This is a genomic window from Nocardia sp. NPDC004340 (assembly GCF_053602575.1).
On sequence record NZ_JBSGDW010000001.1, the window covers coordinates 673,704 to 688,949 of the forward strand.

Genomic DNA, 15,246 nt, shown 5'->3' on the forward strand with positions numbered 1-15,246 from the left:
CGATATGACGGACAAGAAGATCTGCGACGGCCGCGTCGTCATCGTGACCGGTGCGGGTCAGGGCATCGGCCGCGCGCACGCGCTGGCTTTCGCCGCCGCCGGCGCCAAGGTCGTGGTGAACGACCTGGGTGCCGAGCTCGACGGCACGCCCAAGCCGGACTCCGGTGCCGCGAAGGTGGTCGAGGAGATTCGTGCCGCGGGTGGCGAAGCCGTGGTGAACGGTGACGATGTCTCCGATTGGGAGGGTGCGCGTCGTTTGGTCTCCACCGCCATCGAGACCTTCGGCGGTCTGGACGTTCTGGTGAACAATGCCGGTATCGTCCGCGACCGTATGCTGGTCAACCTCGGCGAAGACGAGTGGGACGCGGTCATCAAGGTGCATCTCAAGGGCCACTTCGCCCCGATGCGTCACGCCGCCGAATACTGGCGCAACGAGTCCAAGGCGGGCCGTCAGCCCCAGGCGCGCGTCATCAACACCAGCTCGGGCGCGGGTCTGCTCGGTTCGGTCGGTCAGGGCAACTACTCCGCCGCCAAGGCCGGTATCGCAGGCCTGACCATTACCGCCGCTGCCGAAATGGGTCGCTACGGCATTACCGTGAACGCCATCGCCCCGGCCGCGCGCACCCGCATGACCGAAACCGTGTTCGCCGAGACCATGGCGGCTCCCGAGGACGGCGGCTTCGACGCCATGGCCCCGGAAAACGTCTCCCCCCTGGTGGTTTGGCTGGGTAGCGCCGAGTCCGCCGCCGTCACCGGCCGTATGTTCGAGGTAGAGGCCGGCAAGGTCACCGTCATGGACGGCCACCGTCACGGCGTCTCCGTCGATCGCGGTGCCCGCTGGAACCCGGCCGACCTGGGCCCGGTCGTGAACGACCTGCTCGCCAAGGCCGTCACCCCGGAGCCGGTCTACGGCGCGTAATACGCACCGCCCGAAGCGCTTCGACCGCCGGTACCCGTCTCGATGGGTACCGGCGGTTCTGTTTTCTCGGCCGCCGCTACTTCTTCTTGCTGATGCCCGAGACCAGGGCGAAGAGGGTGTCCAGCACCGGGGTCGGGGTCAGGGCGGTAGCGACCACCTGGACCTTTCCGGCGAGGCCGGGGATGTAGCGGGCGCTCGGTCGCTTTGCGGTGAGCGCCTTTTCGACCTCCCTGACCACCGACTCGACCGGGGCGGCGATCTTGGGGACCTGCTGGGACATCCGGCGCAGACCCGCGAGGTGCGCGGCGTAGAGGGTGCGCTGGTCATCGGTGAGGTGGGCGGTGGTGGAGTCGACCATATCGGTCGCGCCGAACCAGAGGTCGGTGGCGATCGGGCCGGGCTCGATCAGCGAGGTGCGGATTCCCCAGGGGCGCAGCTCCACTCGCAGGGCGTCGACCAGGCCCTCGAGCGCGAACTTGGACGCGTTGTACGCGCCGGTGCCGGGGGTGGAGATGCGGCCGGACAGCGAGGAGATGAAGACCACCCGGCCCCGAGTGGCGCGCAGGCGCGGGAGGACGGCCTGGGTGACGGCGACCGCGCCGAAGACATTGACCTCGAACTGGTTTCGGAGTTCCTCCTGGGTGAGCAGCTCCACGGGGCCGTCGACGACGACGCCCGCGTTGTTGACCACGGCGGTGAGGTCGGCGGGCAGCGCCGCGTCGAGGGCCGCGATCTGGTCGGGGTCGGTGACGTCCAGGACGACAGGGGTGATGGCGGGATTCGCGGCGGTCAGGGCCTCGCCGTCGGAGAGCTTGCGGACGCCCGCGTAGACCTGCCAGCCCCGCTGCGCCATCCGCAGGCAGATGGCTTTTCCGATACCGCGGGCCGCTCCGGTGACCAACACAGAATTCATGTGGTCAGCCTAATTCCGTCATGCCACGATGTGGCGATGGGGAATGTCCTGATTGTCGGAGACCTGCACGGGAACACCGAGCACGCGCTGAAGCTGGTGCGGGTCGCGGCACACCGTGACTGCGCGAAGCTGTTCGCGGTCGGCGACTTCGGGGCCTGGGAGCACACGCCCGCCGGACGGCGGTACTTCGACGTGGTGAACAAGGCGGCCAAGAAGGCCGGGATCACCGTGTACTTCCTCGACGGCAACCACGACAAGACCTCGCTGCTGCACGAACTCTACGACAAGCAGCGCGACGACGAGGGCTTCCTGATCTGCCGCAAGCACCTGCGGTACGCGCCCCGCGGACACCGCTGGACGTGGGAGGGCACCACTTTCGCCGCGTTCGGTGGGGCCCGCTCCACCGACAAGGGCCGCCGTCTGGCCTGGGAGGCGCGCAAGGCCGCCCAGCTCGACAAGCGCCGTCGCTACGGTTCCTCGAAACGCCCGGATACCGCCGGCACGCTGTGGTTTCCGGAGGAGGAGATGACCGACGACGAGCTGGCCGAGCTGCTCGCGGCCGACAGCTCGCCGGTGGACGTGCTGCTCACCCATGACAAACCGCGCGCCTCGCAACCGAAGTGGAATCGCAAGGACAAGCCCGAGTGCTTTCCCAACCAGGACCGCATCCAGACCGTCGTGGGCGCCCTGCGGCCGGACCTGCTCTTCCACGGCCACCTGCATGTCCGCTACACCGACACCATCGCCGCCGGTGACGGCGACTGGACCCGGGTCGAGGGCCTGGCCTGCGATCCGGACGCCTCGCAGTACCTGGAGTATTCGACCGACCACACCTGGTATGTCCTGCAACTCCCCTATGCCGGGGCGGACACGGCCGAACCCCGTTCGCTACCCGCCTGATTCGTCGTAGGAGGAGGTGCCCTCGTCCAGCAGGGGCTCCTCCCCCTTGAAGTGCGCGGGGGCGAACACGCGCAGCACGTGGTAGCCGGTGATGACGACCAGGGCGCCCAGCGCGATGCCGCTCAGGGTGAAGGTGTCGGTGAACTTCATGCTCACATTGCCGATGCCGATGATCAGGCCCGCCGCGGCCGGGACCAGGTTCAGCGGATTGCGCAGATCGACCCGGGCATTGGTCCAGATCTGCGCGCCGAGCAGGCCGATCATGCCGTAGAGGATGACGGTGATCCCGCCCAGCACGCCGCCGGGGATGGCCGCGACGATGGCCCCGAACTTGGGACACAGGCCGAACAGCAGGGCGAAGAACGCGGCGGCCCAGTAGGCGGCCGTGGAGTACACCCGGGTGGCGGCCATGACCCCGATGTTCTCGGAGTAGGTGGTGTTGGGCGGGCCGCCGACCGCGGTGGACAGCATGGATGCCGCGCCGTCGGCGGCGATGGCGGTGCCGAGCTTGTCGTCGAGGTCGCCCCCGGTCATCTCGCCGACCGCCTTCACGTGCCCGGCGTTCTCGGCGACCAGCGCGATCACCACGGGCAGGGCCACCAGGACGGCCGACCACTGGAAGGCCGGGGCATGGAAACTGGGCAGTCCGATCCAATCCGCCTGGGCCACACCGGAAAGATCGAGCCGCCAGTGGTCGGTGACCTTGCCGCTGCCGTCGGCGGAGTGGATCCGCCCGAACACCCGGTCCAGCAGCCAGGACAGCCCGTACCCGAACACCAGGCCCAGGAAGATGGCGATGCGCGCGAAGAAGCCACGCAGCGCCACCACCGCCAGCCCGGTGAACAGCATGACCAGCAGCGCGGTCCACTGGTCCTGCGGCCAGTAGGTCGTGGCGGTGACCGGGGCCAGGTTGAAGCCGATCAGCATGACCACCGCGCCGGTCACCACGGGCGGCATGGCGGCGTGGATGACGCGCGCGCCGAAGCGCTGCACGGCCAGGCCGATCAGGAACAGTGCGGCCCCGACCACCAGGCAGGCCCCGGTCACCGTGGCGCTACTGCCACCCTGCGCCCGGATCACCGCGGCCACGCCGACGAAAGACAGTGAGCAGCCCAGATAGCTGGGCACCCGGCCGCGCGTGGCCAGCAGGAACAGGGCGGTCGCGACGCCGGACATCATGATGGCAAGGTTGGGATCCAGCCCCATCAGGACCGGCGCGACGAAGCTCGCGCCGAACATCGCCACCACATGCTGCGCGCCGAGGCCGAAGGTGCGCGGCCAGGACAGCCGCTCGTCGGGCCGCACCACGGCTCCCGGTGCGGGCGTGCGACCGTCGCCGTGCACCGTCCAGCGGACACCCAAATCCATGAACTGCCCGCTTTCTCCCGAAGGTCCGAAGTGCTTCGCGGCCATCATAATCCGAGCAAACTTACAGCTCACGACCCCACGCGGCCGGTCCCGACGCCGGGCACTGAGACTTCAAGATCACCAATGCCCGGATTCACGGTCCGGGCCCGCCGCCGAGACAATGTCCCGCAACCTTCACCGTCGCCGGTCCACGCCGTAGCGCCGCCCGATGGCGAACGGCAGCGCATACGGATTCGGAGTCTCCGCCGAGCCGGATCCGGAACTATTCTGCGAGACACAGATATTCGACGGCTCGACGGCCGCGGGTAGCCATCGGCGCAGCGCCGCCGCCACGGTCGGATCGGCGGTGAACTCGCGGCGCAGGGCCGCGACCCGCTCTCGCGCCCGTGCGTACGCACGCTCATGTGCCCGCGTAATCGACTGTGCCATACCGGAATCCGGTAGCACCAGGGTGATGATCCGGCCGTCGAACGCCACCTCGACGCGCACGCCGTCCACCGCGGCGCGGGCGCGGACCCGCTCGACCGCGTCTTGGACCTGACGCGCCAAGCGCGCCACCTCCTCGAACCGAGCATCCACCGAATTCGGCATGCGGGAAAGCCTAGGAGGGATCGACGAGATGCCGTGCGGCATCGAGAACTTCGCGCACCCGCTCGTCAGGGCAGCACACGAATCCGCTGCATCATGTCGTGATCGGCGTGGTCGAGATTGTGGCAGTGCCAGACGTAGCCGCGCACCTCCGCGGCCTCGGCCATCCCGTCGGGCATGGCCATGTCCGCATCCGGGTGCGGCGCCACCACCTCCGCGCCCGGCGGCGCCGCGACGACGGCGTCCGGATCGAACCCGAGTTCCACCACCGACGGCCATCGCACCAGCACCCGGGTGATGGTGTCGGTCGGGCACTCGACGGTGTCCTTCCAGCCGACTTCCCAAGGGGGCGGGCCTTGTTCGGGCCCCAGGGCGTAGGCGTCGGCCGACGGCGCCCAGCGGGTCCCGAATCCGGGCGGATGGTTGGCGGCGATGTAGGCGGAGGTCAGGATGGGCTGACGGCCGATCACCCGCAGCCGGGCCAGGTGCAGGTGGATGGGGTGATCGAAGGGCGTGGTGTTGACGATGTCCCACCGTTCGGTGGTCCCGGCCCGCGCCAGATCGATGTCCGAGCTCAGGAAGGCCAGGTTGTTCAGCGCCATCATGGTCGAGAAGACCACCGGCCGGGAATCGTCGTTGAGGCCCATCAGGGTCACGGTGCGCACCGAGTCCGGCCGGTGGGTCGGTTCCAGCGGATCGGGCAGTCCCGGACCGCCGCGCAGGACGGGCGGGAGGTCGGCGGCGGGCCCGCCGCCCGCGCCCGTGAAGCGCATGACCGACCGCAGTTCGGGGGCCATGAACACGGTATTGCCGAAATCGTTGAGGGCGGTGTTGATCAGGTCGACGTGCTCCCCGTCGCGAATCCCGCGGAAATCGACGAGCAGGTCGACCCGCTCCCCCGGGCTGACCCGCACCCACGGCGCGATCACCGGCGCGTCGAGCAGCCCCAGGTCACCGCCGATGACGTAGAACGGCTGGGCATTGGAGAACTCGAAGACGTAGGGCCGTGAATTGGATCCGTTGAGCAGCCGGAACCGGTAGACGGTGCGCCGGACCTCCAGCCGCGGCCACGCCACCCCGTTCACGCAGCACACGTCGCCGAGCTGCCCGGATTGGTTGTAGCCCTGCGGAATATAGGTGGCCACCATGGGTTGCAGGCTGCCGTCGGCATTGAACGTGCGGTCCTGCACGATGAGCGGGATCTCGAATTCACCGCTGGGCAGGCCGACCGGATTGTCGTCGCGGCCGGTGTCGAATTCGTCGCGCAGGTAATACATTCCGGCCAGCCCGGCCTGGATGTTCAATCTGGTGATCCCCATGGCGTGGTCGTGATACCAGAGGGTGGCCGCCTCCTGCCGATTGCCGTAGGTGAAGGTCGGCCCGCCGCCATTGCGCCAGCCGATCAGCGGATGCCCGTCGGCGTCCGGGGAATTCGCGCCGCCGTGCAGATGCACGGTGAAGCGTGGATCGGTGCGATCCGCCTCGGTGACGCCGTGCATGGTGGTGTCCACGTGCGCGGCCAGCACGTGCTCGCCCAGCTGATTGCGAAACCTGATGCGCGCCATTCGATCCCGCACGGCCTCCAGGTTCGGGCCGAGCACCGGCCGACCGAAGCCCCAGCTGCGGGTTTCCGGGAGGTCGCGATGGTATCGGTGCGTCCCCGATATCACGTCCAATTCTCCTGCCGCCAGCCGTGTTTCGGGAATGGGCAGCTCGTCGACGAAAGGCCGCAACGGCGGCGAGTGGTAGTTGAACGGCGTCACCGGGGGCGCCGGAATGGCCGGCAGCGGCACCGGCGGTGGCGGCAGGGGCGACGGTTCGGCCGCGGCCGCGGCCAGGTAGCCCATGCCCGCGAATCCGAAGGCCCCCAAGAGGAACCCCCGTCGCGGCAGGTTCTCGTTCATCCAGCTCAACCCCTGGACAATGCCCGACTGTCAACGGGTCTGCCTTCGACGATAACCGACGGTCCGGGCACGCAAAGCCGAAAGCCGCACACCGTAATCCGGTGTGCGGCTTTCGAAACGGTCGGGCGGGACTAGCCCAGGCGCTCGATGATGGTGACGTTGGCGGTGCCGCCACCCTCACAGATGGTGAGCAGACCGTAGCGGCCGTTCACCCGCTCCAGCTCGTTGAGCAGGGTCGAGAACAGCTTGGCGCCGGTGGCGCCCAGCGGGTGGCCGAGCGCGATGGCGCCACCGTTGACGTTCACCTTGTCCGGGTCGGCGCCAGTCTCCTTGATCCAGGCCAGGACGACCGAGGCGAAGGCCTCGTTGATCTCGATGACGTCCATGTCGTGGATGGTGAGGCCGGTCTTCTCCAGCGCCCACTGGGTGGCCGGGATCGGCGCGGTGAGCATGAAGATCGGGTCCGCGCCACGGGCGCTCACGTGGTGGATGCGGGCGCGCGGGGTCAGGCCGTACTCCTGCACCGCCCACTCCGAGGCGAGCAGGGTAGCGCTGGAGCCGTCGGAGATCTGGCTGGCCAGCGCGGCGGTGATGCGGCTGCCCTCGGCGAGCGGCTGCAGGCCGGCCATCTTCTCCAGGGTGGTCTCGCGCGGGCACTCGTCGATCGAGAACTCGCCGACCGGGATGATCTCGCGGTCGAACTTGCCGTCCACGATGGCCTTGCGGGCGCGGTCGTGGCTGCGCAGCGCCCACTCCTCCATCTCCTGACGGGAGATCTCCCACTTCTCGGCGATCATGGTGGCCGAATTGAACTGCGACACTTCACCGGTGCCGTAGCGGTGGTCCCAGCCCTGCGCGCCGACGAACGGCGAGTCGAAGCCGTACTGCTGGCCGGCCAGCATGGCCGCGGAGATCGGGATGGCGCTCATGTTCTGCACGCCGCCCGCCACGATCACCTCGGCGGTGCCGGACATGATGGCCTGCGCGCCGAAGGTGATGGCCTGCTGCGAGGAACCGCACTGACGGTCCACGGTCACACCCGGCACCGACTCGGGGTAGCCGGCGGCCAGCCACGAGGAGCGGGCGATATTGCCGGCCTGCGGGCCGATGGTGTCGCAGCAGCCGAACACCACGTCGTCCACGGCGGCCGGGTCCAGGTTGTGGCGCTCGAGCAGGCCCTTGATGGCGGCCGCGCCCAGGTCGGCCGGGTGCACGGCGGACAGCGAGCCGCCCCGCTTGCCGACCGGGGTGCGCACGGCGTCGATCACGTACGCCTCACGCATCGGCGAGTACTGGCGGCGGGACGGTGCTGACATGAAAACTCCTACTGCTCTAGGCGCGCTGGTCGGGGCTGGTGAGCCCGTCGAGAACGATGGTCAGGTACTGCTTGGCGAGGTTGTCCACGGTGATCCGGCCGCCGGGCTGGTACCAGCGCACCGACACCCAGACGGTGTCGCGCAGGAACCGGTAGGCCAGCTCGATGTCCATCTCCGGACGGAAGCTGCCGTCGGCGACGCCCTTGGCCAGCACCTGGTGCCAGAGCTCGCGGAACTCCTTGTTGTATTCGGCGATGTAGTCGAATCGCGGAGTGCCACTGAGGCGTTTGGCCTCGGCCTGGTAGATGGCGACGGCGGCGTGGAACCGGTCGAAGGATTCGTAGGACGCGGTGACCAGGGCCTCGAGGGTGTCGCGCGCGGGCACGCCGGCCGACACGATCTCGCGGTAGCGTCCGAAGAGGTCGTCGAGGAACCCGCGCAGGATTTCGTCCACCATGGCTTCTTTGGAATCGAAGTGGTGGTACAGACTCCCGGATAGAATCCCCGCCGCGTCGGCAATGTCGCGCACCGTGGTGGCACGCAGGCCACGCTCCGCGAATAGGTTCGCGGCGAGGCCGAGCAGCTCGGTGCGACGTGCCGATTTGGAGGGGTCTGGTTGGGTCACTCCGTCAATATACAACCAAGCATTTGCTTGGTCCAGGCGCTCCCCCGCTCCACTCGGTCCGGAACGAGACGCGCCGCGAATCTTCGGCTGGTCAACGCATCGAGAAGCGCAGCGGCGAGGACACGGACAGGTCCGCCAGCAGGCGGTCGCAGATGATCACGGGCGAAATGCCCGCTCGGGCCATTCGCGCGACAAGAGCCAATCGACGTTCGGGACTGTCCCACTCGACGGTGAGCGGATCCCGGCCCGGACCGGCGTCCACGGTGGCCATCACCCGGGGCGGGGCGCCTCCCCGCGCGGGTTCCTCGATGAGCTTCAGCACCATGCCGCGCTGCCACGCGCGATAGGTCTCCATATCCGCGCCGACCACCAATTTGTCGGTGGCGGCGCACAATCCCTGCGCGATCCCGTCGGCGAAGGCCACGTGGTCGTAGCGCAGGCGGCGGCAGGTCCGGACCACCTCGAGCAGGTCGGCCCGCACCTCGCACAGCAGGGCCGTTCGTTTTCGGCGGCGTTGTTCGGCCTCGGTGTCCGGATGCCCGGCGGCCCGGGACAGACCGAGGCGGCGGGCGCGATCGCGGTCGCGAATCATGTCCTGCCGCAACGCGGCCCGCGGGTCGCGTGTCACATCCGATTCATCGACGGCGTGTTGTTCGAGGATCTGCGCCGCGCGCATGGCGGTGGCGCACTCCGAGTCATGGTCGAGTAATTCCGCACCCAAAGTCAGTGCGGCCAGAACGACATTGTCGAGCCTGCGGCGCGCCAGTACGACCTCGCGCACCAGCTCGAGTTCCATTTCCTCGTGGGCTCGTTCTGGAGGTGCTTGTTGTCGGCGATCCGGACCCATGGGTCGTGCCCTTCGACTAGCGGTACCGGCCTAAACCAGGATTGCACAACGACAGGGTCGGCGCGCCAGCCATTTATTTCTTGGGTAAAACGGGCACTGCCGCGTCCCCCGGAGGGAACGCGGCAGTGAGAAAAGCTGCGACCGCACGGCACAGCATTTCGCATCGGCCGAACGCACTAATTCGGCCGAGCCCGAAACGAATTACGCCCGCTGGCTCGAAATGGAGACGACCTCACCGGTCAGGTAGGTGGTGTAGTCGCTGGCGAGCATGGCGATGGTGGCGGCCACCTCCCACGGCTCGGCGGCGCGGCCGAAGGCCTCACCGGCGGCCAGGCGGTCGAGCAGGTCGCCCGAGGTGACCTTGTCCAGGAAGGCGTGGCGGGCGATGGACGGGGCCACCGCGTTGATCCGCACGCCGTACTCGGCGGCCTCGACGGCCGAGCAGCGGGTCAGCGCCATCACGCCGGCCTTGGCGGCGGCGTAGTGGGCCTGGCCGTGCTGGGCGCGCCAGCCGAGCACCGAGGCGTTGTTCACGACGACGCCGCCGTGGCCCGCCTCGCGGAAGTACTTCAGCACCGCGCGGGTGGCGCGGAAGGTGCCGTTGAGGGTGATGTCGAGGACCTTGTCCCACTGCTCGTCGGTCATGTCGACGACCGGGACCTCGCCGCCCAGACCGGCGTTGTTGACCATGACGTCGATGCGGCCGAACGCGGCGACGGCCCCGGCGATCAGGGCGTCGACCTGCTCGGTGGAGCTGACGTCGCACGGCACGGAGGCGACCCGGCGGTCCGGGAACTCGGCCTGCAGGGCCTCCTCGGTCTCCTTCAGGCGGCGCTCGTGCCAGTCGGAGACGACCACGTCCGCACCCTCGGAGAGCAGGCGGCGCGCGGTGGCCGAACCGATGCCGGTGCCCGCGGCGGCGGTCACGACCGCGATCTTGCCCGCGAGCAGGTTGTGGCCGGGGGTGATTTCGGGGGCGGTGGACAGATCCGTCACGGTCGAGCCTCTCGGGGAAGTCCGAGCACGCGCTCGGAAATGATATTGCGCTGCACTTCGTTCGAACCGCCGTAGATGGTGTCCGCGCGAGTGAAGAGGAACATGCGCTGCCAGGCGTTCAGGTCATCGCCCTCGCCGTCGGCGATCAGGCCGGGCGCGCCGAGCACGTCCATGGCCAGCTCACCCAGGTCGCGGTGCCAGTTGGCCCACAGCAGCTTGGTGACCGACGCCTGACCGGCCGCGGTGCGGGCGTCCACGGACGCGCCGTCGTGGCCGGACTCGAGGGTGCGCAGCACGTGGGCGCGCAGCACCCGCAGGCCGACCCACGCCTTGTCCAGGCGATCGGCGATGACCGGGTTGTCGATGGCGCCGTTCTCCTTGGCCACGGCCTCCAGATCGGCAAGCTCCCGCGCGTAGCGGATCTGCTGGCCTACCGTGGAGATGCCGCGCTCGAAGGTGAGCGTGCCCATGGCGACCTTCCAGCCGTCGCCGGGCTGCCCGACCACCAGATCGGCGGCGGTGCGGGCGTTCTCGAAGAAGACCTCGTTGAATTCCGCGGTCCCGGTGAGCTGGATGATCGGCCGCACCTCGACGCCCGGCTGCTTCATGGGCACGAGCAGATAGGACAGGCCGTGATGGCGGGTCGAGCCCTTCTCGGTGCGAGCGACCACGAAGCACCAGTCCGACAGATGCGCCAGCGAGGTCCAGACCTTCTGGCCGTTGATGACCCACTCGTCGCCCTCGAGCTGGGCGGAGGTGGTGACGGCCGCCAGGTCCGAACCCGCGCCCGGCTCCGAGTAGCCCTGGCACCACAGTTCGGTGACATTGCGGATGCCGGGCAGGAAGCGCTGCTTCTGCTCCTCGGTGCCGAAGGCCAGAACGGTCGGGCCGAGCAGTTCCTCACCCAGGTGCGAGACCCGGGCCGGGGCGTCGGCCTTGGCGTATTCCTCGTGGAAGATGACCTGCTGGCGCAGGGTGGCGTCGCGACCGCCCCACTCCTTGGGCCAGCCCAGGCAGGTCAGCCCGGCGGCGGCGAGGGCGCGGTCCCATTCGAGCCGCTCCTCGAAAGCCTCGTGCTCGCGCCCGGGACCACCGAGCCCGCGCAGCTCGCGGAACTGGCCGTTCAGGTTCTCTTCCAGCCAATCACGCACCTCGGCGCGGAATGCGGCATCCTCCGCGGGTTCGATCCCGCTGGCCGGTTCGGGGGTCTGGATCATGCTCACGTCGGTAGAGTAACCTACCAAGCACTTGCTTTGTTAGACCCATTCCCGGACAGCGAGGAAGCCCAGTGACATCTCCTCCGCAGACCACACCGCTCGCTCTGCACGCGGCGGCGGACGCCTACGGTGACGCGCCCGCCGTCGCCGACGGTGCCGTGCGACTGAGCTGGTCGCAACTGCTGGACTCGGTCCGTGAGACCGCCCGTGCGCTCATGGCCCGCGGTATCGAACGCGGCGATCGCATCGGCATCTGGGCGCCCAACACCCACCACTGGGTGACCGCGGTACTGGCCGCCCACTACGTGGGCGCGACCATCGTGCCGCTGAACACGCGGTACGTCGCGGACGAGGCGGCGGACACGCTGTCGCGGGTGCACGCCAAGGCGCTGTTCATCGCCGGTGAGTTCCTCGGCCGCGATCGGCTGGCCGAATTGCGGGCGCACGCACCGGAACTGGGCATCGAGACGATCGTCGTGATTCCGGTCGAGGGCGAGGCTCCCGTCGAGAACGCCATCGCCTGGTCCGATCTGGGCAAGGTGGCCGAGACCGTCAGCCTCGACGAGGTCGTGGCGCGCGCGGAATCGGTGTCGCCGGACGATCTTTCCGACATCCTGTTCACCTCGGGCACCACCGGACGCAGCAAGGGCGCGCTCATCGCGCACCACCAGCTGCTGACCAGCGCCCGGGCCTGGGCCGACTGCGCCACCCTGAACAGCGACGACCGCTACCTGGTGGTGCCGCCGTTCTTCCACAGCTTCGGCTACAAGGCGGGCATCATCACCTGCCTGGCCACCGGCGCGACCATCGTGCCGCAGGCCGTGTTCGACGTGCCCGAGACCATGCGCTTGATCGCCGCCGAGCGCATCACCGTGCTCACCGGCCCGCCGACCATTCACCAGACCATCCTCGATCACCCCCAGCGGGATGCCGCGGATCTGTCCAGCCTGCGCGTCGCGGTGACCGGTGCGGCCACCGTGCCGGTGGTGCTCATCGAAAGACTGCGCTCGGAGCTGACTTTCGACGTGGTGCTGACCGCCTACGGCCAGACCGAGTCCGGCGGCTTCGGCACCATGTGCCGCCCCGAGGACTCCAGCGAGACCATCGCCAACACCTGCGGCCGCACCATCGACGGCTTCGAGATGAAGCTGGCCGACAACGGCGAACTGCTGCTGCGCAGCGACCAGGTGATGCGCGGCTACCTCGACGACCCGCAGGCCACCGCCGCCACCATCGATCCGGACGGCTGGCTGCACACCGGCGATGTCGCGGTGATCGACGAGCGCGGGTACATGAAGGTCACCGACCGGCTCAAGGACATGTACATCTCCGGCGGCTTCAATGTGTATCCCGCCGAGGTGGAGCAGGCCATGGCCCGCATCGAGGGCGTCGCCGAGACCGCGGTCATCGGCGTGCCCGACGAGCGCATGGGCGAGGTCGGCAAGGTGTACGTGGTGCGCCGGGCGGGCTCGGAGCTCACCGCCGAGGACGTGATCGCGCAGGCCAAGACCATGCTGGCCAACTTCAAGGTGCCGCGCTTCGTGGAGTTCCGCGACGCGCTGCCCTACAACGCGGCGGGAAAGGTCCTGAAGCGGAACCTACGTGATGAGGAGAAGGCGTGAGCCAGGAATTGGGGCCCATCCCCGATGAGGGCGAAGTCGTCCTCTACGAGAAGCGCGGCCCGATCGCGGTCGTCACGCTGAACCGGCCGGACTTCCGCAACGCGCAGAACTCGGTCATGACCTACGCCCTCGACGCCGCCTTCACCAAGGCCGTCGAGGACGCCGAGGTCAAGGTGATCGTCCTGGCCGGGGCCGGAAAGCATTTCAGCGCCGGGCACGACATCGGCACGCAGGGCCGCGACCACCACATCTCCTACGAGAACCAGGCCGTCATGTGGTGGGACCACGTGGACCGGCCGGGCGGCGATCAGCGGTTCGCGCGCGAGTCCGAGGTGTACCTGGGCATGTGCCGGCGCTGGCGGGAGATCCCCAAGCCGACCATCGCCATGGTGCAGGGCGCGTGCATCGCGGGCGCGCTCATGCTGGCGTGGGCCTGCGACATGATCGTGGCCTCCGAGGACGCGTTCTTCTCCGATCCGGTGGTGCGCATGGGCATTCCGGGCGTCGAGTACTTCGCGCACCCGTGGGTGCTGGGTCCGCGTCGCGCCAAGGAGGTGCTGTTCACCGGTGAGCGCTTCACCGCGGCACAGGCTTACGAGTGGGGCATGCTGAATCGCGTTGTCCCGCGCGAGGAGCTGGAGGCGCAGACCTTCGCGCTCGCCGAGAAGATCGCGGAGATGCCGCAGTTCGGGCTGGCGCTCACCAAGAAGGCCGTCAACCAGTGCGAGGACCTGATGGGGATGCGCGCGGGCATGGATTCCGTGTTCGGGCTGCATCACTTCGCGCACGCGCACAACGCCGAGGTCGGCACCGGCTCACTGGGCGGTATGGACGCCAAGTCCATGAAGGCTGCCGCTACCACCAACGACAGGGCAAAGTAAGTGGATCTCGAATTCGACAGCAAGACCGAGGAATTCCGCGCCGAGGTGCGCGACTTCCTGGCGGCCAACAAGCCCGCCGCTCCCCTGCCGTCCATGGACACCAAGGCCGGTTTCGAACTGCACCGCGAGTGGGAGGCCAAGCTGGCCGACGCCCGCCTGTCGTGTGTGGCCTGGCCCGCCGAGTACGGCGGCCGCGACGCCTCGCTGACCGAATGGGTCATCTTCGAGGAGGAGTACTACGCCGCGGGCGCGCCCGGTCGTGTCTCGCAGAACGGCATCTTCCTGCTGGCGCCCACCCTGTTCGAGCACGGTTCGCCCGAGCAGCTGGCCCGCATCCTGCCGAGAATGGCGCGCGCCGACGACATCTGGGCGCAGGCCTGGTCCGAGCCGGAGGCCGGTTCCGACCTGGCCGGTATCCGCTCCACCGCCAAGCGCACCGAGGGCGGCTGGCTGCTCAACGGTCAGAAGACCTGGAGCTCGCGGGCCTCGTTCGCGGACTGGGGTTTCGGCCTGTTCCGCAGTGACCCGGAGGCCGAGCGCCACCGCGGCCTCACCTACCTGATGTTCCCGCTCACCGCCGAGGGCATCACGGTGCGCCCGATTCCGCAGCTGGACGGCGAGCCGGGCTTCGCGGAGATCTTCCTGGACAACGTGTTCGTGCCGGATCAGGACGTGATCGGCGAGGCGAACAACGGCTGGAAGGTCGCCATGGCGACCTCGAGCAACGAGCGCGGTCTGTCGCTGCGCGCGCCGGGCCGGTTCAACGCCACCGCCCGCAAGCTGATCGAGCTGTGGACGGGCTCGGCCGCCGAATCCGACACCGCCGCCGCCGACCGCGTGGTCGACGCGTGGGTGGGCGCGGAGGCGTACCGCCTCAACACCTGGGCCACCGTGACCCGTCTGGCCGACGGCGGCCAGCTGGGCGCGGAGTCCTCGGTGAACAAGGTGTTCTGGTCGGATCTGGACATCGTCATGCACGAGACCGCGCTCGATCTGCACGGCGCGGCCGCGGAGCAGGAGTCGGCGTGGACCGACGGCTACCTGTTCTCGCTGGCGGGCCCGATCTACGCCGGCACCAACGAGATCCAGCGCAACATCATCGCCGAACGCCTGCTCGGCCTGCCGCGATAGCCACAGGGAGGACGACGAC

At 68.8% G+C, this 15,246-nt stretch carries 14 protein-coding genes; 5 read left to right on the plus strand and 9 right to left on the minus strand.

All coding sequences use genetic code 11. The annotated features are described in order from the left end of the window. Nucleotides 1-4: 4 nt before the first annotated feature. Entirely contained in the window at nt 5-919 is a 915-nt protein-coding gene (locus ACWEOI_RS02840; RefSeq protein WP_433670232.1) for an SDR family oxidoreductase, read from the plus strand. A 76-nt stretch (nt 920-995) separates the two neighbouring features. Here ACWEOI_RS02840 and ACWEOI_RS02845 read toward each other — a convergent pair whose 3' ends face one another. After that, nucleotides 996-1,832: an SDR family NAD(P)-dependent oxidoreductase gene (locus ACWEOI_RS02845; RefSeq protein WP_452358796.1), complete on the minus strand. Its 837-nt coding sequence runs from the start codon at nt 1,830-1,832 to the stop codon at nt 996-998. 36 nt (nt 1,833-1,868) lie between these two features. Here ACWEOI_RS02845 and ACWEOI_RS02850 point away from each other — a divergent pair, with 36 nt between their 5' ends. After that, on the plus strand, nt 1,869-2,732 hold the full coding sequence (locus tag ACWEOI_RS02850) for a metallophosphoesterase (protein ID WP_433670231.1): 864 nt from the start codon (nt 1,869-1,871) through the stop codon (nt 2,730-2,732). On the opposite strand, the gene ACWEOI_RS02855 is transcribed toward ACWEOI_RS02850, so the two are convergent. From ACWEOI_RS02855 to ACWEOI_RS02890, 8 genes are all read right to left on the minus strand, one after another. Continuing rightward, nucleotides 2,721-4,100: a uracil-xanthine permease family protein gene (locus ACWEOI_RS02855; RefSeq protein WP_452358797.1), complete on the minus strand. Its 1,380-nt coding sequence runs from the start codon at nt 4,098-4,100 to the stop codon at nt 2,721-2,723. The two genes, ACWEOI_RS02850 and ACWEOI_RS02855, sit on opposite strands and share 12 nt — an antisense overlap. 174 nt (nt 4,101-4,274) lie before the next feature. Continuing rightward, nucleotides 4,275-4,691, minus strand: coding sequence for a hypothetical protein (locus ACWEOI_RS02860; RefSeq protein WP_452358798.1), 417 nt, complete (start codon nt 4,689-4,691; stop codon nt 4,275-4,277). A gap of 65 nt (nt 4,692-4,756) precedes the next feature. Next, a complete protein-coding gene (locus ACWEOI_RS02865; RefSeq protein ID WP_452358799.1) occupies nt 4,757-6,592 on the minus strand; it encodes a multicopper oxidase family protein in 1,836 nt (611 codons plus the stop codon). Nucleotides 6,593-6,723: 131 nt separating this feature from the next. Beyond that, nucleotides 6,724-7,875: an acetyl-CoA C-acetyltransferase gene (locus ACWEOI_RS02870; RefSeq protein WP_452359185.1), complete on the minus strand. Its 1,152-nt coding sequence runs from the start codon at nt 7,873-7,875 to the stop codon at nt 6,724-6,726. Between the two features lie 49 nt (nt 7,876-7,924). Then, complete coding sequence (locus ACWEOI_RS02875) at nt 7,925-8,533, minus strand: TetR/AcrR family transcriptional regulator (protein ID WP_357089804.1); 609 nt, start codon at nt 8,531-8,533, stop codon at nt 7,925-7,927. A gap of 91 nt (nt 8,534-8,624) precedes the next feature. After that, a complete protein-coding gene (locus tag ACWEOI_RS02880) occupies nt 8,625-9,329 on the minus strand; it encodes a hypothetical protein (RefSeq protein WP_433670223.1) in 705 nt (234 codons plus the stop codon). A 252-nt stretch (nt 9,330-9,581) separates the two neighbouring features. Next, complete coding sequence (locus ACWEOI_RS02885) at nt 9,582-10,376, minus strand: SDR family oxidoreductase (RefSeq protein ID WP_213558297.1); 795 nt, start codon at nt 10,374-10,376, stop codon at nt 9,582-9,584. After that, nucleotides 10,373-11,593, minus strand: a complete 1,221-nt coding sequence (locus ACWEOI_RS02890) for an acyl-CoA dehydrogenase family protein (protein WP_433673220.1) — start codon at nt 11,591-11,593, stop codon at nt 10,373-10,375. The genes ACWEOI_RS02885 and ACWEOI_RS02890 overlap by 4 nt, the downstream gene beginning before the upstream one ends. A gap of 71 nt (nt 11,594-11,664) precedes the next feature. On the opposite strand from ACWEOI_RS02890, the gene ACWEOI_RS02895 reads away from it, so the two are divergent. Genes ACWEOI_RS02895 through ACWEOI_RS02905 form a run of 3 tightly spaced genes read left to right on the plus strand, consistent with a single transcriptional unit; the run spans nt 11,665 to nt 15,227 of the window. Then, nucleotides 11,665-13,215 (plus strand): FadD3 family acyl-CoA ligase, encoded by a 1,551-nt coding sequence (locus ACWEOI_RS02895; RefSeq protein ID WP_433670221.1) that lies wholly within the window; start codon nt 11,665-11,667, stop codon nt 13,213-13,215. Beyond that, on the plus strand, nt 13,212-14,096 hold the full coding sequence (locus ACWEOI_RS02900; RefSeq protein ID WP_357089815.1) for an enoyl-CoA hydratase: 885 nt from the start codon (nt 13,212-13,214) through the stop codon (nt 14,094-14,096). The genes ACWEOI_RS02895 and ACWEOI_RS02900 overlap by 4 nt, the downstream gene beginning before the upstream one ends. Then, entirely contained in the window at nt 14,097-15,227 is a 1,131-nt protein-coding gene (locus ACWEOI_RS02905; protein ID WP_452358800.1) for an acyl-CoA dehydrogenase family protein, read from the plus strand. The last annotated feature ends 19 nt before the right edge of the window (nt 15,228-15,246 follow it).